Genomic DNA, 20,292 nt, shown 5'->3' with positions numbered 1-20,292 from the left:
TGCGGAGGACCGCACCCCTCCGCAGGACGGAGAGCGGAGCTGACTGCCCCTTAGGGGATGTCACATCTCGGCCGCAAAGGGGGCCCCGAAACCCCGGGCCCGGCCCACCACGCCCCCGGAGCAGGTACGTTCGTTGACGTGGCTGGATTCAGGATCGGACGCGGCCGGGACAACAACGGCGCTCCTCACGCGCGACCGCAACACCCTCCGTACGGGCAGCAGACGCCGCAGGGACCGCCGTACGGCTCCCCGCAGGCTCCGCAGCCGTACCCACAGCAGCCGCCGTACGGCAGAGGCGGCCACGGCGGGGGCGGCAACGGCGGCGGCAGCCCGTGGCCGCAGGTGAACCGCGGCCCCGGCGGACACGGCGGCCCCGGTGGCGGCTACGGCGGTCAGCACGGCCACGGCGGTCACGGCGAGCCGGAGTACTTCGGCGACGGCGGCGGCGCGCACCCGGGCGGCCCGCAGGCCGGGTACGACCCGTACGCGGCCAACAACCCGGGCCACACCCAGGCCTTCTCGGTCAGCGAGGACCCCTACCTGCAGGGCGGCGGTACGCACCACGGCGGTGCCCCCGAGCCCGTGCCCGGCCCGGTCGGTCCGCCCCTGCCCTGGAAGGCCCTGCTGAAGGGCATCGTCACCGCCCCCGACCAGACGTTCCTGCGGATGCGCGACTACACGATGTGGGGCCCCGCCCTCGTCGTCACGTTCTTCTACGGCCTGCTCGCGGTCTTCGGCTTCGAGGGCGCCCGCGAGGAGGCGATCGGCGCCACCCTGACCAACGCCATCCCGATCGTCCTGACGACGGCCGTGGCGATGGTGATCAGCTTCTTCGTCCTGGGCGTGGTCACCCACAGTCTGGCCCGCCAGCTCGGCGGCAACGGCGCCTGGCAGCCCACGGTCGGCCTGTCCATGCTGATCGCGTGCCTCACGGACGCCCCCCGGCTGGTCTTCGCGATGTTCGCGAGCGGCGACGCCACGTTCGTCCAGCTCCTCGGCTGGGCCACCTGGGTCGCGGCCGGAGCGCTGCTCACCCTGATGGTCAGCCGCTCCCACGACCTGCCCTGGCCTAAGGCCCTGGGCGCGTCCGCGATCCAGCTGCTCGCCCTGCTGTCGATCGTGAAGCTGGGCACGTTCTGAGCCACGGGACGGCGACGGGGTGAACGGCAGGCCCGTTCACCCCGTCTTCTTGCGGCTTCGCTCCGACCTGTGACCGGTGCTTAAAGCGCATCCCTGGACGGTGTGACCGGCTCCCCCAACCTCCGGACCGGAGGCAAGACACTCCACGGGAAGTTGATCCAGTCGTCGGTCCGCTTCCAGACGTACTCGCACTTCACCAGCGACTGGGACTTCTCGTAGATCACGGCACTGCGCACCTCGGCGACGGCGTCGAGGCAGAAGTCGCGGACGAGCTTGAGCGTCTTGCCGGTGTCGGCGACGTCGTCGGCGATCAGCACCTTCTTGTCGGTGAAGTCGACGACGTCGGGCACGGGCGCGAGCATGACCGGCATCTCGAGCGTGGTGCCCACCCCGGTGTAGAACTCGACGTTCACCAGGTGGATGTTCTTGCAGTCGAGGGCGTAGGCGAGTCCGCCGGCGACGAAGACACCGCCGCGCGCGATGCTGAGCACGACGTCCGGCCGGTACCCGTCGTCCACGATGGCCTGTGCGAGCTCACGCACGGCCACCCCGAACTGCTCGTAACCGAGGTTCTCCCGCCGCGGACGGCTCTCCTGCCCGCCCATACCTATACCTGGGTGCGGTGGAAGTTGAGGAAGGCCCGCGAGGCCGTGGGCCCGCGCTGCCCCTGGTACCGGGAGCCGTACCGCTCACTGCCGTACGGGGCCTCGGCCGGCGAGCTGAGCCGGAACAGGCACAGCTGGCCGATCTTCATCCCGGGCCACAGCTTGATCGGCAGCGTCGCGAGGTTCGACAGCTCCAGGGTCACGTGCCCGGAGAACCCGGGGTCGATGAACCCGGCGGTCGAGTGCGTGACCAGCCCGAGCCGCCCCAGCGAACTCTTCCCCTCCAGCCGCGACGCGAGATCGTCGGGCAGCGAGATGACCTCGTACGTACTGGCCAGCACGAACTCGCCCGGATGCAGGATGAACGGTTCGTCCCCCTCCGGCTCCACGAGCCGGGTCAGCTCCGCCTGCTCGACGGACGGGTCGATGTGCGGGTAGCGGTGGTTCTCGAACACCCGGAAGTAGCGGTCGAGGCGCACGTCGACACTGGACGGCTGCACCATGGATTCGTCGTAGGGATCGATCCGTACCCGCCCGGAATCGATCTCGGCCCGGATGTCCCTGTCTGAGAGAAGCACGCCCCGAGGATACGCAAGGCGCGCGGACCGGCCACAATCGCCGTCCCACGCGCCCACGCCCTGTTGACCCTGCCGGTCCCCCGTGCCCGCCCTACCGCTTCTGGTAAGCGACCGGCACGACGCTGCGAAGCCGCGCACAGCGCGGACACCGCAAGAGCCGACCGGGGCCGAGTCGCTCGGCCTGCTGCATCGGGAACGAGGCGGTGGTGAACACGTGCCCATCGGCACAGCGGACGACGGTGCGCTCCATCAAGTCCAAGAGTCCCTTCCCCAAGAGCCGCGCCTGGCTTCCTGCCCTGACGCCGAAAGGAACATTACGGGATCAAAGAGACAACCCTCCAGGCGGCACCCCGACCCCGCCCAGCCCCTCACCAGCCCCCACCGTACGCCCCAACTCCAGCCCCCCGCACCCGCTTCCACCCTTGAAACACCATCAGGCCCCCGGGACCTGAAACACCGGGGACCTGCCATGGGGTAGAGTGACCGAGCATCCGGTCACCGGTCGATTCCGGCGGCCTGGATCACACGCGGGTGTAGTTTAATGGTAGAACATCAGCTTCCCAAGCTGAGAGCGCGAGTTCGATTCTCGTCACCCGCTCCACGAAAAACCCCCAGGTCACAGACCGGGGGTTCTTTCTTGTCTGGGGCAGTGGGCGGGACGTGCACCACAACCGCGCCATAAGAGCGCCGCCGGTAGCCTTCTTTCCGGCCACCACACAGTTCGGATGGACACGGCAAAGAAGGAGAACGGCCAGGCAACGGTGACGATTGAAGTGATCCCTCAGGTCCCGATGCTTCCTTCTTGTACCACGAGACCCAGCCCTCGTCGGTACCCGGCCTTCGCTTCGTACGACGTGAGTAGCTGATGGTCGAGTGGCTCCGCTCCCGATTGCGATGACCGGTGCACCCCCGTTCCCGGTTCACGGCCTACCCTCCGCGGTGCAGCTTCTGCATGATTCGCCGGACACATCGGTCTGTGAGGTCGCTCCGGTTCAAGGTGGATACCGATACCCACCAAGCTGGACGTCGGGCATGGTGATCAGCACCGGCGGATCCAATCGTTCGCCCGTCCCGCCGGGGGGGGGTGCCGGGCAACGGTCCGGCAGAGCAAGGACCGCAGCGCTGACCGCTCACGATCCGATCTTGGAAATGGCTAGCTCACGGCTCCCGGTCCATGGCGCAGAGCGGCCACGGACTCGGTGAGGCCTGTCCTTTCCAGTTGGCCCAACACGTCGTCGAATGTCTGCGGCGGACGCCGCCGAGAGGTGGCGATCTCCTGCACGCAGGCGTACACGACACGATCGTCCAGCCCTATGAGATCCATGATGAACTCATCGGCGTTCTTGCGCTCAACACCCCAGTTGGCCAGGTAGTCGGGCGGGAAGTCCTTGCGATTGTTCGTAACGATCACTTGGGCACCCGCCTGGATCGCCGCAGCCAGCACGTGCCTGTCATTCATGTCCGGCAGCTTGAGTCCCTCGATGAGGGGCTCAAAGCCCGTGACCAGGCAATCACGTATGGCCCCATTCATGAGGGACCTCCGGCGCTTCAGGGTCTCGGGAGCGATGTTGTAGTCCTGTGCGAGGTTCCGATCCACCTCATCGAGGATCGCGTCGCTCCATCTGGCACGAACGAACCCCTTCTGGCTGACACGGATCAGCAGATCACGCAGCGTATTAGGATATAAGACGCATGCGTCGTAGATCACGATAAATGCCATGTCAGAGCAGCCCCAGCTCCTGATCCAGCTCCATCAGCCCGTCGGCTGCATCCTTGCGCCTCGCGTCGTCCTCACGCAGGTACTGGTGCAGATCGGCAAAGCGGATACGGCGGTGACGTCCCACGAGCCTGTAAGGGATCTCGCCGGACTCAAGGAGACCGATCAAGTACGGACGGGACACGTTCAGTATGTCGGCGGCCTGCTGGGTCGTCAGCTCTGCGTCGACTGGCATGATCTGGACGCCCTGCCCGTTGGCGAGGGCTGCCAGCATCGATGCGAACATCTCTGCCACCGGTCGCGGCAGGACGAGAGCTTCATCGCCTGCGCCCGTTTCCAGGTGAACCTGGATGTCCTCGTCACTCTGGGCTGTGCGTGAAAGGTAGTCGTTGACCCGCCGTAGCGCCCGCTGTGCGTCGCTTGCGTTGACCACGCCTGGTTCGAGCTTCTTGCCTGCGGCAGTCCCCATGACGTCCCTCCACTGTCGTATTCGCATTATTCGCAACGAACGAAGCGAACGCAACCCCATCTCGGGTAACGGTTCCCACGAACAGATGAAACTCACTCTGTTGGCTGGAAGCTCGGATACGTCTCCTCTGCACACACCCAGGTGGAGCCAGATGCCGGCTTCCCTTGACACGCGCTGAGCATTTCCCGCCTGTGGTCCGCCCCTGCGGGGCGAACCCGTGAGCCTGTCATCTGCCATAGCCGGGCAGATGCAGGTACGGCTTGCTCACCGCCCGTGTGACAACGGTGGCGATGTGACCCCGTCGGTCACGCAGGATGCACGGCGCCAAGCGTGAGAAGGTCGGGCGGAAACCAGCGCCCCGGCGATACACCGGGACAGGCGCTGTACTCGGGCCATTGCACCGGACAATGTCAGCCCTGCCCACAAGCCGGTGTAGCGATGGCTCAGCGGTTGCTTCGACCACTGAGAGGCACCGCGGCCGCGGCCGTATGAATCATCCGCATGACCTGATGCGTGTGCCGCACGTCAACGACGAGTCGTGGAGGGAGTGTGGAGCGCCCTTATCGGGCCGGATGAGCTGAGCGGGTCCACCGGGCCCCTGCCCGACAAGCTGGACGGGTTGCACATCATGCACAGCAGGCCCGTCGACGTCCGAGCGTAGTGGGCGGCCAAGTCCTGGTTCCTGTCGGAGAGCTGCCGAGGCATACACGACGTTCAGTGCAAATCCAGAACCACGTACGTCTTCCGAACTCGCCGCAAGATCCCCCCTCCTGAACAACCCCGCACATGTGCACTCGCGACGGCACTTATCCGTCCGGACAAGGGAGTGATCCGGGCCTTTCTCGGCCTCGCCGCCGCCCTGTGCTGCTGTAAGAAGCTGTTGCTCTATCGATCTTGGTGGGCGTGAGTTCGAGGTCGTCGACTCGATCGGGTGATCTCGTGTCCGACCGGGCATGAAAGCGGGGCCTCCCGCACAGCTCGTGGGTGTCGAATCCAACCGAGCAACAGGAGGGGCCCCTGGTGCTGCAGTCTTCCGTGCCGGCGTCGATGTCGTCCAACTCGGCTTCCCTGGAGTGTGCTTGTCTCGCTCACCGGTTCGGGAACGCCGCGGACCGGCCGTACAGGCGACCGAAGTATCCGTCCGACATGAGCGACGCGGAGTGGGCCGTCGTACGCGACGCGCTGCCGGTGCCCGGCTGGCTGGAGGGCCGCGGCGGGCAACCGGAGAGCTATTGCCACCGGCAGATGGTCGACGCGGTGCGCTACCTGGTCGCGGGCGGCATCACCTGGCGGGCGCTGCCGGCGGACTTCCCCGCCTGGGACCGCGTCCACGCCTTCTTCCGGCGCTGGCGGGACAAGGGTCTGACCGCCGAGTTCCACGACCGGCTGCGCGAACGGGTCCGCCAGGCCGCGGGCCGGGATGCGGAGCCGACGGCCGGCATCACCGACGCGCAGTCGGTGAAGGCAGCCGCGTCGGTGCCGGCCACGACCAGGGGCTTCGACGGCGGGAAGAAGGTCAACGGCCGCAAGCGGCACATCATGGTGGACACCCTCGGACTGCTGCTGGCCGTGATGGTGACCGCGGCCCCGGTCACCGACCGGGACGCGGGGCAGACACTCCTGACCCGACTGCGTGAACGGCACTGGCGCGTCACGCGGGTGTGGGCCGACGGAGGCCACACCGGGCGCCTGGTCGACCTCGCCCGCGACGCCTGGCGGATCGCGCTGACCGTGGTCAGACGCAGCGACGACACCAACGGTTTCACCGTGCTGCCGAAGAGGTGGCTGGTGGAGCGCACGTTCGCATGGCTGATGCACTCACGCCGACTGGCCCGCGACTACGAGACGCGCACCGACACCTCGGAGGCAGTGATCTGGTGGGCGATGAGCATGGTCATGAGCCGCCGCCTCGCCCGACGGGCACGCTGAACAGCCCCGGCCGTTCCTCGGTCAGCCAGCCCCGCGCGGTCAGCCGCTTGGCCTTCGACCGCACCCCTTCCACCTTCGCCGGGACCGGCTCCAGCCCCACCGCGGCCGCGAGCTGCCGGCAGTCCATCGCCTTGCCGCGCATCCCGTTCCCGCCGGCCAGGACGCCCATGATCCGCTGGTAGTCCGGCGCGAGAACCGCCGGGGCGAGCCCTTCCTCCCAGTGCGGCACCACTGAGCCGGGCACCGCCTGCCTGACCTGCACCGGCCGTTCGCCGGCCACCACGACCGGCGCCACGTCCTCGCCTCCGCGGGGCTCCGCCAGAACCTCGCCCACCGTCTCACGGGCGATCACGAACCTCTCCCAGACCGCCTCCGCTTCCCGCAGCTCGGCCTGAAGGGCCTCCACCCGCTGCCGAGCGGCGCGTTCACGCTCCTCCAGCAACCCCATCACCGACGGCATCCCGGCACCTCCGCCGAAAAGACGACACGGCACCCCGTCCCTCCCGCCGAAACACCACCCCTACACCTGACCAGCGGAAACAACCCCGTCGCTCTCGGAGAGACAACGGCTTCCAAGCGACTTGCCCGACCCACCACGTAGGACATGGTCTGAGGAGGCGTGGACGCCGGTTCCTCGCGTTCTCCTCTCCGTCCCGCTTGCCGAGCCCGCACCATCTGGCAGTACTGGCACGTCCGGCTTTGTCGGGGCTGCTTCCCGCCCTCCCCGGCACCTCCCGGTTCAGGCTGCCCCCGGCTTCAACCGCCCTGCTGTGACAGGGCGAGCGTGATGGCCTTCACCTCCACTCGAGAAACAAGCGCCTCACGGCGCACACTCCGGGAAACACAAACGCCACGGCATGAGCATCGCCGTCCGCGACCGGGCCCAGCTGGTGGTCATCGCCTACCAGTGCGGCGTGGTCAGCCCGACGCCGGCGGCGCGTCCCTCGGGGGCCGGGTGAGTGCCGGCGGGCCCGCGGAGCGCGCTGTGGCCCTGTGGTAGGCCGGCCTGCCGGATACCGCGGCCGTGGTACCCGGGAATTGCTGCCCGGGGACGACGCGCACGGGGCCGTTCCTGGGCGAGGGTGAGGTCAGGAAACGGAGCCGGGTACCGGTGCGCCAGCCGCACACCGGCCCCGTTGACGGTGCGATTCGCGCCCCGGCACGAAGGGATTCGCCATGTTCACTCCCGCCCAGGATTGCCGCACCATCGGCGACCTGCTCGAAGGACACGCCCTCAACGTCCTGGACCCCGGCGAGGCGAGCGCGGTCCGCACCCACCTGGCGACCTGCCCCGGCTGCCGGGAGGAGCACCACTGTCTCGCGGCCGTGGCCGCACACCTGTCCTCTCTTCGCCAGGCCCTGGCACACGGTTCGGGCGGGCAGCAGCCGTCGTACCTGCCCGGGGCGGCCGGGTGCCGCCCCGGCGCGCGGCACCGACGCCGCCGGCCCGGCGCGGCCCGGGGGGCCCGGACCGCCTCGCTCACGCTGTCCCAGTGGGTGAACCGGCTTGCCTGTGTCAGGTGAGCGACCGGGCGGCGTGCTGATCCGCCCGGGCGGCACACGGGAAGTGTGCCGCCCGGGCACGCCGGTGCAAGATGCCCGCCGCGAACCGTGGCGGTCGCCGCCGGCGGTTTCTGGTTGTGTACACGACCAGGAGGAATCATGCGCGTGCCCGCTGCCGGGCCTCCCGCACCGGGCACCGCCGCCTCTTTGGGGCTGCCGCGACGGGCCGTAATCGCCCTGTCTCACGGGTGGCCGAGGAGGCGCTGCGAGCGGGCCGGTGCCCCGGCCGGAGCAGCCGGCAGCACTCCCGGGCGATCAGGACCGGCTCCGGCTCGGGCGTGGGGCGGCGGGTCTGGTGCTAAGGGCTTCGGTGAGGAGGGCGGCGAGCGGCTTCTGCGGCCGCCCGCCGAGGTCTACGACAGCATGCCGCCCGCCGCCGACGACGTGGATGGCGGGAGGTCCACACCGTCCGCTCGGACCGGTGCAGATGCCGGTGAAGGGGGCGGATGGGTGAGCAAAAAAGCACGAAGGGGCCTGGCACCGGACACGCCACCCCGTGTGCCCGCGATTGGCCCGCGGCGACGGGCATCATGTCCCTGGCCTGCTCGCGCGGTGGCGCGTGGAACCTGTTGACCAGAAATCGAGCACGGGATGGATCATGCTGGACAGTCCTGCCTCCACCCCGCGAGGCCGTGCGGAGCACGGCGGGGCGCGCGTTCTGGCCGGAGCTCTTCTCCTGGCCGATGCCGGGATCCACGCCTATGAGGTCACCGACGCGGACGTGCCCTTCCTCATCGGCGGTTTCATCGCCGCCGCGGTCGGCGCCGTTGCGGGCGCCCTTCTCCTTTTGACCCGCGGACCGCGGCTGGGCTGGGTCGTGGGAGGACTCACCGCGTTGCTGACCACCATCGGCTACATCGTCACCCGTGCCACGCCCATTCCCACCGACGAGGCCGACTACGGCAACTGGCTGGAACCCCTGGGTGTCTGCTCGTTGGTCATCCAGGGCATCATCGTCGTCATGGCCGCCGTGGCTCTGAGCGGGCCCGCCCCGGTACGGCCGGGCCACCTCTCCCAGGAGGCCAGGTCGATGACACCCGGCCTCCGGCCCGATGACCCAGGTTCCGGTCCGCCGGACGAGCCGCCCACATCACCATGAACAGAGCCCGCTGCGGGCGGCGGACACGCCTCCAGGACGCTCGCATGGACCCGCCGGCCGGCCTCAGGTGCACAGTGATGCCCACCTGAGGCCAACGTCAGGTCTTCGCCTTCATCGAGACGTTCTGGAGGAACGTCACCCTGCGGACGGCAACACGTCACGTCACGGGCCCGCCCACGCGCTCGAGCGCCCCGTCCGTCACCCGGCAGTACGACGGGAATACCGGTTTGACCTGATGTGTCAACGAACGACACGCTGCGGCTGGGGGTGAGCAGGTGTCGGAAAAGTCCCCCGGACAGCGTATCGGTGCATCAAGTCCACTACAGAAAAAGACATCTGATTACACGTCAGCACGCCATGGCGCGGCATGCGAGCCCCTCCTGTGACCTGATCGGAGTCAATTTGCCGACTTTCCCTCATGTCCCGATATGACAGATATGAGAAACGGTCAGTACGTTCATCACGAGTCGGCCGGCCGGCCGATCCCCCGAGACAGGAGAAGCACGTGATGATCACCCGTTCCACCGTCGTTACCGCGGCCGTCGCGGCCGCCGCGGCCCTGGCCGCCACCGGTATCACCTACGCCTCGGCGTCCGCCTACGAACCGGCCCAGGCCGTCCCCGCGGTCCAGCAGGCGGCCGCCCCCGCCGCGGCCCCCCTGGGCGGCGACTCCGGCAAGGGCAACGAAGGCAAGGACAACGAAGGCAAGGACAACGAAGACCGGGACTTCGAAGGCAAGGACCACGAAGACCGGGACTTCGAAGGCCGGATCCACATCAACGAGCGCTCCTACTCGGCCGCCCCGGGCGGCTGCATCACCGTCGTGAGCGGCCTGGGCTCCCGCAGCCTGAACATCCGCAACGACAGCCGGAGGACCGTCGAGGTCTTCCGCGGAGCCACCTGCGACAACGGCGCCCCCATCGCCACCGTCGGACCGCACAGCTCCAGCGACGGCGTGCACCCCCGCCAGGTCAAGGGCAGCGTCTTCGTCAAGGACGGAGTGGTGGGCAGCTTCCGGGTCGTCGGCCACCACTTCGGCGGACACGGCGGACACGGCGGACGCTGACCCAACCGCCACCCCGGCACAGCACAAGGACCCCGGCCCGCTGGAATCGGGCCGGGGTCCCCCTGCAGCATCCCACCCCGAACCCGCGCTTTCACACACCCGCCCGGGCACCCCATCGTAAAACCGGACAGCGACGCCCTGCCAGCCCAGCCCCACCACACCGGCGCACTCGGGGCGGCTTCACAGCGCGCACTCGGGGCGGCTTCACAGTCGGAGCGATCCTGCAGGTGCGCAGGTCACGGCGGGGTGACGATGCCGGGCGGGTACGCAACCGTACGCAACGAAACTCCGTTGCGCAGGCGGCCTTCCCAAGCCCCCGCACACAACGGAGCTTCGATGTGCCGTCAGTCCTCCACCATCCGCCCGGCCAGGTCGCCCACTCATCAGCACCGCGCGACCGGTCCGCGGCGCCGACACACAAAGCGTCACCCGTTCGTGGCAGTCCTGCTGATCGCGTGCTCCGCTGTCGTCACCGGAGCGAAGTCGTTCACGGCGATCGGCGGGCGGGCGACAAAGGCCCCGCAGGACGTCCTGGCCCGACTCGGCGCCCGCACCACGGCGGCCCCGGCCGTACGTACCCCGCCCAGTAGTGCGACCATCCACCGAGTCATCAAGGACACCTGCCCCGGCGGCCTGGCCGTCCTCCTCGAGCACGACCCGGCCGGGCCCGACATCCGCGCGTCGACCGCCTTCAACGACACCCCGAAGGCCGCTGTCACGTCCTCACAGTCCCGCCCCGCCACCAACGCGGCCACCGCCCGCAGCCACAGGGCCTCCTGCGCCGACGGCGACAGATGCCGCGCGTCCCCCACCAGGTCGCTCCCACCCGTCCAACGCCCCGGAACCCGAACCGTTTCTGATCAAACTGCCGAAACTGGCTGCACGAGGCGTGGCTCCTGCTGGACGAACACGTCGCCCAGGTCTGGATCCCGCAGATCAAAGCTCTGGACGACCGGTACAAGGCCGCGACCGTCGACGACGGCCAAGCACTCGATCAGTTCCACAGGTTGCCCGGCCCCGACGTGTGGTGGTGGCGCCACCCCCGCATCCTCACCGGAGACCTCGGGCATTCGCTTCGCTCGGCCGGTGCCATCGGCACCGACCCGGACACGGCATGACCCTCAGCTTCGCGGGATCACGGGACAGCGCTTACGAGCGCGTAACACGATCTTGTTGAAGTGGCCTGGTCGGGCGCGGCCGATCTGACGATTCGGCCGTTCGTGATGCTGTGAGTACTCGGCCGTGGATCGTGGACGGCGACTTGTGGGCACTGATCGAACCGCTGCTGCCGCCCTGGCCCGAGCGGTCGCCGGGCCACAGCCGGTGGCGGACCGGCTCTGCCTGCAGGGCATCCTCTACGCCCTCCACAAGGATATGGCCTGGCAACACCCGCCCCTGGAGCTGGGGTTCAGCTCCAGCATCGGTCCGTCGCCGGTCGACCGGCGCAAGAGGGGCAGCACACACCACCTGTTCTGCGACGGCCGCGGCACCCCGTTCAAGGTCCTCACCACCGCGGCCCACGTCCATGACGTCACCCAGACCCTCGCCCCGGTCGACGGCATCCCGCCCGTGGCCGGCCGTCCCGGCCGTCCCGGCCGTCCGCGCCGCCGTCCCGAGACCCTGCTCGGCGACAAGGGCCACGACTCCCACCCGAACCGCGACGAGTTCCGCAAGCGCCGCATCCTGCCGACTGTCTCCCGCAAGGGCGCCCCGAACATCAAGGGCCCGGGCAGGCTCCGGTACGTGGTGGAGCAGACCTTCGCCCTGGTCCACCGGTTCACACGCCTGGCCGTCCGCTGGGAACGCCGCACCGAACTCCACGACGCCTTTGTCTCCCTGGCCTGCGGCCTGATCTGCTGGCGACGCCTCAAGGAGGCCCGACCATGATCGTGCTACGAGCTCTGAGACTGCCCGAGCCGGCGTCTTCCGCCTCATCGAGGGACCCTGTTGCCCAATTGATCTCACGCGGCGAGGTCTAGGGCTGCGAGGTGGGAAGTGCGCGTCGGTGCGAGTGCAGTTCCGTTCCACCAAGCGTCGAGTCGGATCAGGTTGATGGCGGTGGCCATGAAGATGTGGGCCAGGCGCGTCTTCGCCAGGCTGGTGTAGCGGGTGCGGCGGGCTCCGGTGGTGGCAACGGCCTGGTGGATGGTGCCTTCGACTCCCGCGTGGGCCGCGTAGCGGGCCCTCCACTCCTTGGTGTCCTGTTCAGCCCTGACGCGTTCGAGGAGGATGTCTTGGTCCTGCGGGCGGACGGTGAGCTGCCGGCCGTACTGGGTTGAGCGGGTGCACTGGTCGCGCACCGGGCAGGGCGCACATGTCTGGTGGCGAAGCGGATCCGGACCGCCAGACGGCCGCTGTGGTCGTAACCCTCAGTCCGGTACCTGCTGTTCGCCCCGTTCGGGCATGTCGCCTGCCGGGCGTCCCAGTCGACGCTGAAGGATGTCTTGCCATAGCCGGCGGCCTGGACAGCCTGGCGGGTGCTGTTGGGCCTGACCGGACCAACGACTTCGACACCGCGTTCCACCGGCGAGGTCAGCAGCAGTTCGGCGGAGACGTAGCCGGAGTCCAGGAGGTGCTCGGACGGCAGCAGGCCCTTGTCGTCGAGACGATCGTGGATCTGCTCGACGACCGCCGCGTCGTGGACCGTGGCATCGGTGGTGATGACGTGGGTGATCACGTGCGGGCGCCCGGCCTCAGCGGGGTCGTCGCAGGTCTCGCTGAGGTGAACCTTGTAACCGTCCCAGCCGGACCCGCGCTTGACGGCATAGCGTGAATCTACGTCGTAGGGCGGGGTGACCCCGGCTCTGCTGGGCGGGCAATCCTCCTTGCCCCGCCATGCCACCTCCTCGATCCCGTCGGTCACCGTGCGGCCGAACTGTTGCAGCCACACCGTCCGCAGGACGACGACGGCGGGGACCTCCCGCAGCCAGCCCGGTGCCGTGGGTGTGAAGACTGTCTCAAGCAGCCGGTATCCGTCGGTGGCGATCCGCCGCGCCAACTCGTCCCGCTCGTCCTGGGCACCGGGCAAGCGGTAGGCGTCCACCCGGGCCCGATAGCGTTGCTGCCAGGACGGGTCCCTCCACGTTCGAAGCCATGCCGGCGCGGCGACCGCGACCGCCTCCAGGGTCGCCCGGAGCGTCTCTCCGACGAACTCCAGACGGTTCAAGTCCCTTACTGCAGACACGACATGTGTGGAATCGGTGCGCTGCCGGCCCCCGGGGGCGGCCAGTCCCAGCTCCACCAATCGCCGCAACAGCAGGTCCAGGACCGTCTCCTCCATCCCGTGCGCCAGGAGCCGGTCGCGGAACCCGGTCAGCACGGTGAAGTCGAACCCAGGGTCCGACAGCTCAACTCCGAGCAAGTACTTCCAGCCGATCCTTGCCCTTGCTGCGTGCGCGGCTTGGCGGTCGGTCAGGTTCTCGGCGAACTGCAGGACCAGACAAGGGCCAGCTGTCCCGGCGAGACACCAGGACGCCCCCGGACACCAAAGGCGGACCTGAACACCTCGCCATCGAACAGCGGGCCGAGCTCGTCTCGGACGCGCATGGCCAGGCAGCCCTCGGGGAAGGCGGCGAGAGCCACCTGCCGTGTCACCTGCGGGACCTCTGCCCCTGATCCCCGCCCCATCGACACCACACCACCCCGCCCTTCGGCCGAACGATGCGCCACTGCTGGATCAGACCGCCAACCGCAGTCTCACGGCCCAGTCGCACCCAGCCGACAGATCACCTCAGGTTCACCCCATTGGACAACAGGGTCATCGAGGTCGAGTACAACCACACCCGTCTGCGCAAGCACCCCGTCCACGGGTACGCCACCCCGCTCGAAACCAGGGCACTGACGACGCAAGACCTCGCCCCCGCAGCGTAACCACCCGTTGTCCGTGACCAGGGGGAACGTCACCCTGCGGACGGCAACACGTCACGTCACGGGCCCGCCCGCGCGCTCGAGCGCCCCGTCCGTCACCCGGCAGTACGACGGGAATACCGGTTTGACCTGATGTGTCAACGAACGACACGCTGCGGCTGGGGGTGAGCGGGTGTCGGAAAAGTCCCCCGGACAGCGTATCGGTGCATCAAGTCCACTACAGAAAAAGACATCTGATTACACGTCAGCACGCCATGGCACGGCATGCGAGCCCCTCCTGTGACCTGATCGGAGTCAATTTGCCGACTTTCCCTCATGTCCCGATATGACAGATATGAGAACCGGTCAGTACGTTCATCACGAGTCGGCCGGCCGGCCGATCCCCCGAGACAGGAGAAGCACGTGATGAGTACCCGTCCCACCGTCGTTACCGCGGCGGCCGTCGCGGTTGCCGCGGGCCTAGCCGTCACCAGTATCACCTACGCCTCGGCGGCCGCCTACGGGCCGGCCCAGGCCGCCCCCGCGGTCCAGCAGGCGGCCGCCCCCATGGTCCAGCAGGCGGCCGTCCCCGCCGCGGCCCCCCTGGGCGGCGAATCCGGCAAGGGCAACGAAGGCCGGGGCTTCGAAGACCGGGGCTTCGAAGACCGGGACTTCGAAGGCCGGATCCACATCAACGAGCGCTCCTACTCGGACAACCCGGGCGGCTGCGTCACCATCGTGAGCGGCCTGGGCTCCCGCAGCCTGAACATCCGCAACGACAGCCGGAGGAGCGTCGAGGTCTTCCGCGGAGCCACCTGCGACAACGGCGCCCCCATCGCCACCGTCGGACCGCACAGCTCCAGCGACGGCGTGGTCCCCTGCCCCGTCGAGGGCAGCGTCTTCGTCGAGGACGGAGTGGTGGCCAGCTTCCGGGTCGTCGGCCACCACTTCGGCGGACACGGCGGGAACGAAGGATTCGGCGGACACGGCGGACACGGCGGACGCTGACCCAACCGCCACCCCGGCACAGCACAAGGACCCCGGCCCGCTGGAATCGGGCCGGGGTCCCCCTGCAGCATCCCACCCCGAACCCGCGCTTTCACACACCCGCCCGGGCACCCCATCGTAAAACCGGACAGCGACGCCCTGCCAGCCCAGCCCCACCACACCGGCGCACTCGGGGCGGCTTCACAGCGCGCACTCGGGGCGGCTTCACAGTCGGAGCGATCCTGCAGGTGCGCAGGTCACGGCGGGGTGACGATGCCGGGCGGGTACGCAACCGTACGCAACGAAACTCCGTTGCGCAGGCGGCCTTCCCAGGCCCCCCGCACACAACGGAGCTTCGATGTGCCGTCAGTCCTCCACCATCCGCCCGGCCAGGTCGCCCACTCATCAGCACCGCGCGACCGGTCCGCGGCGCCGACACACAAAGCGTCACCCGTTCGTGGTCGCCATCGTCCAGATTTTCCCCAACCCCGACGCTCTCGAACGCCTCACCACCGCCGTCCTCATCGAGATGCACGACGAATGGACCGCCTCCCCCCGCCGCCACCTCCCCGAAGGCAGCATGGACAAGATCTATCCCGACGAAGATCAACCCGACGCCTTTGCACCGCGCCAAGGGACATGACCAAGACTCCCGCAGGCCCCGCACGTCAGCTCGCCGCCTCCTCGTGCCCACAGCGTGCCCGTAAGAGCGGACAGCTACGGTGAACAGCGGTGTGATCCGGCACGCCGACGGCCCAGTGTCAGCCGCGTACGACCAGGTCAGAGGCCACATGGCCTGACAAGCGCCGTCGCTTCCCAAGCTGAGAGCGCGAGTTCGATTCTCGTCACCCGCTCCAAGCAAAACCCCCAGGTCATGGACCCGGGGGTTCTTTGTTGTCCAGACCGGTGAGCGGGCGCCGCACCACAACCCGCACCATTAGCTCGCCTACGGCTCCTCCTTGTGGTGCGCACGGTCGTCGTCGTGGTGCTTCGCACGTTCGGCCCGTACGAGGCCGCCGCCCAGCCCGGCGGCGGCCTCCCGTTGCCGGTCCTCGTCGGAGTGCTGACAGGTCAGCGCCGCCTTCTCGGAGGACCGGCCGGCGCGCACCATCGTGTCCCGGAGGGTGGCGCCCGAGCGGGTCGACAGGGTGTGTCCGGTGTGGCGCAGGTCGTAGAAGCGGAAGCCGTCCGGGAGACCGGCGGCCGTGCGAGCCCGACGCCACTTCCGCCCGAACAAGGCGCGTCGGAAAGCGGCCCCTTTCCCTCCTGCGAAGACCAGCCCATCGGGGGCCTTTCTCGGCGAACCGGTCGAGGCGTCGCTTCACCTCCTCCCGGAGGAAGGCCGGGAGGAGGTGAAGCGACGCGAGCACCCGCACCGGACTCGGTCGACCCCGGGGACCCCCTTGCCGTTGATCCGCTCCGGCTCGGCGACCCGCACGCGGATCACGAGGTGGTCGACGTCCCGACGGTGGAGGCCGGCCAGTTCCTCCGGCCGCATCGGACCGTAGGCGCCGAGGTAGACCATGAGCCGCCGGCGGATGCCGATCGCGTCGGCGAGCGCGTCGACCTGGGCGACGGTGGCGATGCGCCGTTCCGCCGCCGACTCCTTGCCCGGCCCATTGATCCGGCACGGGTTGCGCGTGATCAGGTCGTCGTCGACAGCCGTTTCGAGAATGCCCTTGAGGAGGCGGTACGCCGTGGCGACGGTGGTCTTGGCTCGGGTGGTGCGGAGCCGTTCGGCGCGCCACTCGGCGTACGCGCGGAGCGGTGACCTCGTCCAGGTCGAGCCCACCGAACGCCGGGAGGATGTGCGGGCGGAGCAGGTGCCGGTACAGGCCCTCGGTCCGAACGGCCACCTCCCGTTCCTCGACCCGCTTCTCGGCGTGGACGCCCGATAAGGAGTCGTTCCCTGTCAAGTTCTGCGGGTTGAGGGGGCCCCCGTCAGGAAGCAAGGCGGTGAGAAGCCGCACCGCCTGATGACTTGTCGGCCGGTTGTCCTTCACCGCACCCATTCCCTTGCCCGGCCCGCCCAACAGGGTTCCCGCGCCGGTGACCTGCGGGTCGGCGTACCCAAGTGGAAAGCATGCAAGGAAAGTTCACAGAACGTCACACTTCCGTTGCGGTGAATCGAAGATACGATCTTCAAACAACCTCTGGTGCAGAAGTGGTCCTCCATGAAGACGATGACCGACCCGGGCCATGCCGACGGTGCGTTCGGGGCTTCGTGTCCCCGTACTGCCGCTCCCCCGGTCCTCCCCCCATCGCACAGCTCTTGACGTCCTACGCCTCGCGCCCACCGGACATCGACCCACCGCCGACTCAAAGGTTTTCCATGGCTCGTTCCCCCGCGTCCACTCTCGAACCCCGAGGGAGCAGAGCCCTTTGGGCAGTGGCTCTCGTGCTCACGTTCCTCGCGTTCTCGGCGGCCATGGTCCCCGTCGCCGGCATCGGCGTGGCTGCGGCCGTGGTCTATGCGGCCGTTTCCCTTCTGGCCCTCGGCTGCCTCGTCCGCCTGAGCGGGCAGCACCGGGCAGGCGTGGCGGAGGCAGCACGCCTGCGCACCGAGATACGTGAGCGGGAGGCGGAGGCCGCGCGCCGCGATGCCGAATGGCACACATATGTGCGCAAGCAATCCGGTGCGGCCCTCCAGGAAGCTGAGTTCCTCGTGGCGAAGCGGCTTCCCGCCGCTCTTGCCAGGAACGAGGTTCCCTCGTCCCCGGAAAGCGGGGAGCCCCTGGTGGTGGAGCTCTCCAAGTGGTTCGACAAGCTGCTCTCGGATGTGTCCGAGGCGATCGACGACCGTGAGGAGTCGCATCGCATCGCGTTGGTGGAGCTGGCGAGCCGGATTCAGACCTCGGCGCACCGGATCCAGGCCACGATCACGGGTGTGGCGGAGCGGCACCCCGGCGACTCGGGCCTGCTCGAGGCCACGATGCAGGTGGACCACGCGGCGACGCAGCAGGCCAGGCACGCCCAGAGTCTCAAGGTGCTGTGCGGGGAGTGGCCCGGCCAGCAGTGGCAGAAGCCGCTGGCGCTGGTCGACGTGGTGCGCGCCGCTTCGGGCCGGATCGTCTCGTTCAAGCGTGTCGAGGTGACCGGCGATCCCGATGTCGGCATCACCGCGTCGGTGGTCGAACCCCTGATCCACCTCGTCGCGGAACTGCTCGCCAACGCGACCGAGTACTCACCGCCGAGGACCAGCGTGTCGGTCACCGTGCGCACGGTGCAGCGCGGCGCGGTCATCGAGGTGGACGACGGCGGCCTGGGCCTGGACGAGTACCGGCTGACCGAGGCGCGCGAGATCGTCTCGGGCCGCCGCCTCCTGGGCGTCGGAGACGTCGGCGAGATCCCGCAGACCGGTTTCGCGGTGGTCGGCCGCTTCGCGCACCGTCACGGCTTCGGCGTCGACCTCGGTCCGTCACCGTACGGTGGCGTCCGTGCGGTGATCCTGGTGCCTCTCGAACTCCTGAAGACTCTCGAGCCCGCCGGGACGCCCGGCGGACGTGTGCTCCCCGCACAGCCCCCTGTTCCACCGGCGCCGCCGGCCGCCGCGCCCTCCCCCGAGTCCCCGCCGGCCGCCGCCTCCGATCACGCCGTTCCCGTACAGGCCCCGGAGTCCGCCGCCGAGCCCGCCCCGTCGGCCGAGCCGCCCCCGCCCGCCACGCGTGCTCCGGGCGCCCGTCACCGCCGGCTGCCCCAGCGCCGGTCACGGCGTGACGGGTACGTCCCCGCGGTCCAGGAGGCGCCGACCGCCGTCACTCCGCCGGGTTCACCGGAGGACGCGGGCGACTGGATGGAGCAGTTCTTCGAGGGCGGCCGGACCACGTCCCCCTCGACCGGATCCGCACCCCCGCCGACCGGAGCCGTACCTCCGGACCCCACCTCGTACGACCACCCGTACACCCCCTCCCCCGAACCCGATTCCTCGGAAGGACAGATGTGAGCATGAATTACGTGGAAAACCCTGAGCAGCGCGGCTGGATGATCTCCGAGGTCACCGCGGTGCCCGGCGTACGGCTGGCGATCGTCTTCAGTTCCGATGGTCTGCTGCTGGCCAACTCGGAGGGTGTGGACCGTGACTTGGCCGACCGGCTGTCGGCGAGCTGTTCGGGCCTTCAGTCGCTCGGTCGTGGTCTCGGGCGGGAGTTCGGTGAGGACGGCGGCACCGTGCACCAGCAGATGGTGGAGTTCAACGGGGGTTTCCTGTTCATGCGCAGTGCCAACGGCGCGCATCTCGCCGTGGTGACGGGACCGGTGGTCGACCCCAAGCTCGTCGCGCGGCAGATGCAGGCGCAGGTGATGAAGATCGGCGCGCACAACCTCAGCAGCCCGCCGCGCCAGGGCTCCGCGTGAGCGGGTCGGGAGCGGGCTTCACGAACGGCGCATTACGCCCGTACGTGATCACCAAGGGACGCTCCCGGCCCTCCCGCAACACCATCGGCGTCGAAACACTCCTGATCGCGGTCGACCCTCCTCGGGCCCTCCCCCTCTCCGCCACCAGGGAGGAGATCGCCCTCGCACGGATGTGCGAGCGGCTCCTGTCGCTGGTGGAGGCCGCCGCCCATCTCCAACTGCCCGTCAGTCTGGTGAAGGTGCTGGCGTCCGACCTCGTCGACAGCGGACACCTGTCCGCGCGCTCCGGTGTTCCACGGGCCGCACAGCCCGACAAGCAATTGCTACAGGAGGTACTGGATGGTCTCCGTCGGCTCCGCTGACCGTTACTTGCCCGACACGGTGCAGCAGGCCGTCAAGATCCTCGTCGTGGGCGCGTTCGGCGTGGGCAAGACGACGTTCGTCGGGTCCGTCAGCGAGATCGAACCGCTGCGCACCGAGGAGGTCATGACGGAAGCAAGTGTGGGCGTCGACGAACTGGCCGGTCTGGAAGGCAAGACGACCACCACCGTCGCCATGGACTTCGGCCGTGTCACGCTCAGCTCCCGGCTGGTCATGTATCTGTTCGGCACCCCGGGGCAGCGGCGGTTCTGGGATCTGTGGGAGGGGTTGGCCGAAGGCGCGCTGGGGGTGCTCGTGCTGATCGACACCCGCAGACTGGAGGACAGCTTCGACGTCCTGGAACAACTGGAGATCCGGGGACTTCCGTTCGCGGTGGCGGTCAATCAGTTCCCGGACAGCGAGCTGTACTCGGAGGAGGAGCTGCGCGGCGCACTCGATCTGCTCCCGGAGACACCCATCGTGACCTGCGACGCCCGCCAGCAGACCTCATCGGTCGATGCCCTGATCACCCTGGTGCAGCACGTGTCGGGCATGAGTGCGGCGGGGGCCACCTCGTGAG

General features: G+C 68.9%; 20 protein-coding genes, 1 tRNA gene and 3 pseudogenes. 16 read left to right on the top strand and 8 right to left on the bottom strand.

Annotated features, from left to right (window positions below):
* Positions 1 to 57 precede the first annotated feature (57 nt).
* Complete coding sequence (locus ACVW19_RS18005) at positions 58 to 1,140, top strand: Yip1 family protein (protein WP_457460374.1); 1,083 nt, start codon at positions 58 to 60, stop codon at positions 1,138 to 1,140.
* A gap of 80 nt (positions 1,141 to 1,220) precedes the next feature.
* On the opposite strand, the gene ACVW19_RS18000 is transcribed toward ACVW19_RS18005, so the two are convergent.
* Together ACVW19_RS18000 and dcd are read right to left on the bottom strand one after the other, a co-directional pair.
* A complete protein-coding gene (locus ACVW19_RS18000; RefSeq protein ID WP_457460373.1) occupies positions 1,221 to 1,745 on the bottom strand; it encodes a phosphoribosyltransferase in 525 nt (174 codons plus the stop codon).
* A gap of 2 nt (positions 1,746 to 1,747) precedes the next feature.
* On the bottom strand, positions 1,748 to 2,323 hold the full coding sequence (gene dcd, locus ACVW19_RS17995; RefSeq protein ID WP_387042538.1) for a dCTP deaminase: 576 nt from the start codon (positions 2,321 to 2,323) through the stop codon (positions 1,748 to 1,750).
* A 527-nt stretch (positions 2,324 to 2,850) separates the two neighbouring features.
* Between dcd and ACVW19_RS17990 the strand changes: the two genes are divergently transcribed.
* Positions 2,851 to 2,924, top strand: a tRNA-Gly gene (locus ACVW19_RS17990).
* Positions 2,925 to 3,476: 552 nt separating this feature from the next.
* On the opposite strand, the gene ACVW19_RS17985 is transcribed toward ACVW19_RS17990, so the two are convergent.
* Positions 3,477 to 4,043 (bottom strand): PIN domain-containing protein, encoded by a 567-nt coding sequence (locus ACVW19_RS17985; RefSeq protein WP_457460372.1) that lies wholly within the window; start codon positions 4,041 to 4,043, stop codon positions 3,477 to 3,479.
* 1 nt (position 4,044) lies between these two features.
* Positions 4,045 to 4,509 (bottom strand): helix-turn-helix domain-containing protein, encoded by a 465-nt coding sequence (locus tag ACVW19_RS17980; protein ID WP_457460371.1) that lies wholly within the window; start codon positions 4,507 to 4,509, stop codon positions 4,045 to 4,047.
* A 1,146-nt stretch (positions 4,510 to 5,655) separates the two neighbouring features.
* Between ACVW19_RS17980 and ACVW19_RS17975 the strand changes: the two genes are divergently transcribed.
* Complete coding sequence (locus ACVW19_RS17975; RefSeq protein WP_457460370.1) at positions 5,656 to 6,438, top strand: IS5 family transposase; 783 nt, start codon at positions 5,656 to 5,658, stop codon at positions 6,436 to 6,438.
* Here the strand turns inward: ACVW19_RS17975 and ACVW19_RS17970 are convergent.
* Entirely contained in the window at positions 6,404 to 6,898 is a 495-nt protein-coding gene (locus ACVW19_RS17970; RefSeq protein ID WP_457460369.1) for a hypothetical protein, read from the bottom strand. The two genes, ACVW19_RS17975 and ACVW19_RS17970, sit on opposite strands and share 35 nt — an antisense overlap.
* Positions 6,899 to 7,614: 716 nt before the next feature.
* On the opposite strand from ACVW19_RS17970, the gene ACVW19_RS17965 reads away from it, so the two are divergent.
* The 5 genes from ACVW19_RS17965 to ACVW19_RS17945 all read left to right on the top strand — a co-directional run bounded on the left by ACVW19_RS17965 (position 7,615) and on the right by ACVW19_RS17945 (position 12,053).
* The gene (locus tag ACVW19_RS17965) at positions 7,615 to 7,962 is read left to right on the top strand and encodes an anti-sigma factor family protein (RefSeq protein WP_457460368.1); all 348 of its coding nucleotides are present in this window, start codon (positions 7,615 to 7,617) and stop codon (positions 7,960 to 7,962) included.
* A gap of 637 nt (positions 7,963 to 8,599) precedes the next feature.
* Positions 8,600 to 9,100: a hypothetical protein gene (locus tag ACVW19_RS17960; protein WP_457460367.1), complete on the top strand. Its 501-nt coding sequence runs from the start codon at positions 8,600 to 8,602 to the stop codon at positions 9,098 to 9,100.
* A gap of 508 nt (positions 9,101 to 9,608) precedes the next feature.
* On the top strand, positions 9,609 to 10,166 hold the full coding sequence (locus tag ACVW19_RS17955) for a hypothetical protein (RefSeq protein WP_457460366.1): 558 nt from the start codon (positions 9,609 to 9,611) through the stop codon (positions 10,164 to 10,166).
* Positions 10,167 to 10,418: 252 nt separating this feature from the next.
* The gene (locus tag ACVW19_RS17950; protein ID WP_457464655.1) at positions 10,419 to 11,372 is read left to right on the top strand and encodes a transposase family protein; all 954 of its coding nucleotides are present in this window, start codon (positions 10,419 to 10,421) and stop codon (positions 11,370 to 11,372) included.
* 57 nt (positions 11,373 to 11,429) lie between these two features.
* A complete protein-coding gene (locus ACVW19_RS17945; RefSeq protein ID WP_457460365.1) occupies positions 11,430 to 12,053 on the top strand; it encodes a transposase in 624 nt (207 codons plus the stop codon).
* Positions 12,054 to 12,127: 74 nt separating this feature from the next.
* On the opposite strand, the gene ACVW19_RS17940 is transcribed toward ACVW19_RS17945, so the two are convergent.
* On the bottom strand, positions 12,128 to 12,466 hold the full coding sequence (locus ACVW19_RS17940) for a transposase (protein ID WP_457460364.1): 339 nt from the start codon (positions 12,464 to 12,466) through the stop codon (positions 12,128 to 12,130).
* Between the two features lie 272 nt (positions 12,467 to 12,738).
* Between ACVW19_RS17940 and ACVW19_RS17935 the strand changes: the two genes are divergently transcribed.
* A complete protein-coding gene (locus tag ACVW19_RS17935; protein ID WP_457460363.1) occupies positions 12,739 to 12,939 on the top strand; it encodes a hypothetical protein in 201 nt (66 codons plus the stop codon).
* 558 nt (positions 12,940 to 13,497) lie between these two features.
* Here the strand turns inward: ACVW19_RS17935 and ACVW19_RS17930 are convergent.
* A pseudogene (locus ACVW19_RS17930) lies at positions 13,498 to 13,581 on the bottom strand (hypothetical protein); the annotation flags it as partial.
* A 329-nt stretch (positions 13,582 to 13,910) separates the two neighbouring features.
* Here ACVW19_RS17930 and ACVW19_RS17925 point away from each other — a divergent pair.
* The 3 genes and pseudogenes from ACVW19_RS17925 to ACVW19_RS17915 all read left to right on the top strand — a co-directional run.
* A complete protein-coding gene (locus ACVW19_RS17925; protein ID WP_457460362.1) occupies positions 13,911 to 14,036 on the top strand; it encodes a hypothetical protein in 126 nt (41 codons plus the stop codon).
* 402 nt (positions 14,037 to 14,438) lie between these two features.
* Positions 14,439 to 15,020: a hypothetical protein gene (locus tag ACVW19_RS17920; protein ID WP_457460361.1), complete on the top strand. Its 582-nt coding sequence runs from the start codon at positions 14,439 to 14,441 to the stop codon at positions 15,018 to 15,020.
* Between the two features lie 448 nt (positions 15,021 to 15,468).
* A pseudogene (locus ACVW19_RS17915) lies at positions 15,469 to 15,642 on the top strand (IS256 family transposase); the annotation flags it as partial.
* 303 nt (positions 15,643 to 15,945) lie between these two features.
* Here the strand turns inward: ACVW19_RS17915 and ACVW19_RS17910 are convergent.
* Positions 15,946 to 16,945, bottom strand: a pseudogene (locus ACVW19_RS17910) (tyrosine-type recombinase/integrase); the annotation flags it as partial.
* Positions 16,946 to 17,388: 443 nt separating this feature from the next.
* Here ACVW19_RS17910 and ACVW19_RS17905 point away from each other — a divergent pair.
* The 4 genes from ACVW19_RS17905 to ACVW19_RS17890 are packed head-to-tail and all read left to right on the top strand — an operon-like array spanning position 17,389 to position 20,291.
* On the top strand, positions 17,389 to 18,942 hold the full coding sequence (locus ACVW19_RS17905) for an ATP-binding protein (protein ID WP_457460360.1): 1,554 nt from the start codon (positions 17,389 to 17,391) through the stop codon (positions 18,940 to 18,942).
* A 2-nt stretch (positions 18,943 to 18,944) separates the two neighbouring features.
* Complete coding sequence (locus ACVW19_RS17900; protein WP_355889307.1) at positions 18,945 to 19,352, top strand: roadblock/LC7 domain-containing protein; 408 nt, start codon at positions 18,945 to 18,947, stop codon at positions 19,350 to 19,352.
* On the top strand, positions 19,349 to 19,714 hold the full coding sequence (locus ACVW19_RS17895) for a DUF742 domain-containing protein (RefSeq protein ID WP_457460359.1): 366 nt from the start codon (positions 19,349 to 19,351) through the stop codon (positions 19,712 to 19,714). The genes ACVW19_RS17900 and ACVW19_RS17895 overlap by 4 nt, the downstream gene beginning before the upstream one ends.
* On the top strand, positions 19,692 to 20,291 hold the full coding sequence (locus ACVW19_RS17890) for a GTP-binding protein (protein WP_457460358.1): 600 nt from the start codon (positions 19,692 to 19,694) through the stop codon (positions 20,289 to 20,291). Before ACVW19_RS17895 ends, ACVW19_RS17890 begins: the two co-directional genes overlap by 23 nt.
* The last annotated feature ends 1 nt before the right edge of the window (position 20,292 follow it).

It is taken from the genome of Streptomyces sp. TE5632, assembly GCF_054061295.1.
The sequence above is the reverse complement of the archived record's forward strand: the minus strand, read 5'-3'. Positions and strand labels throughout refer to the sequence as shown.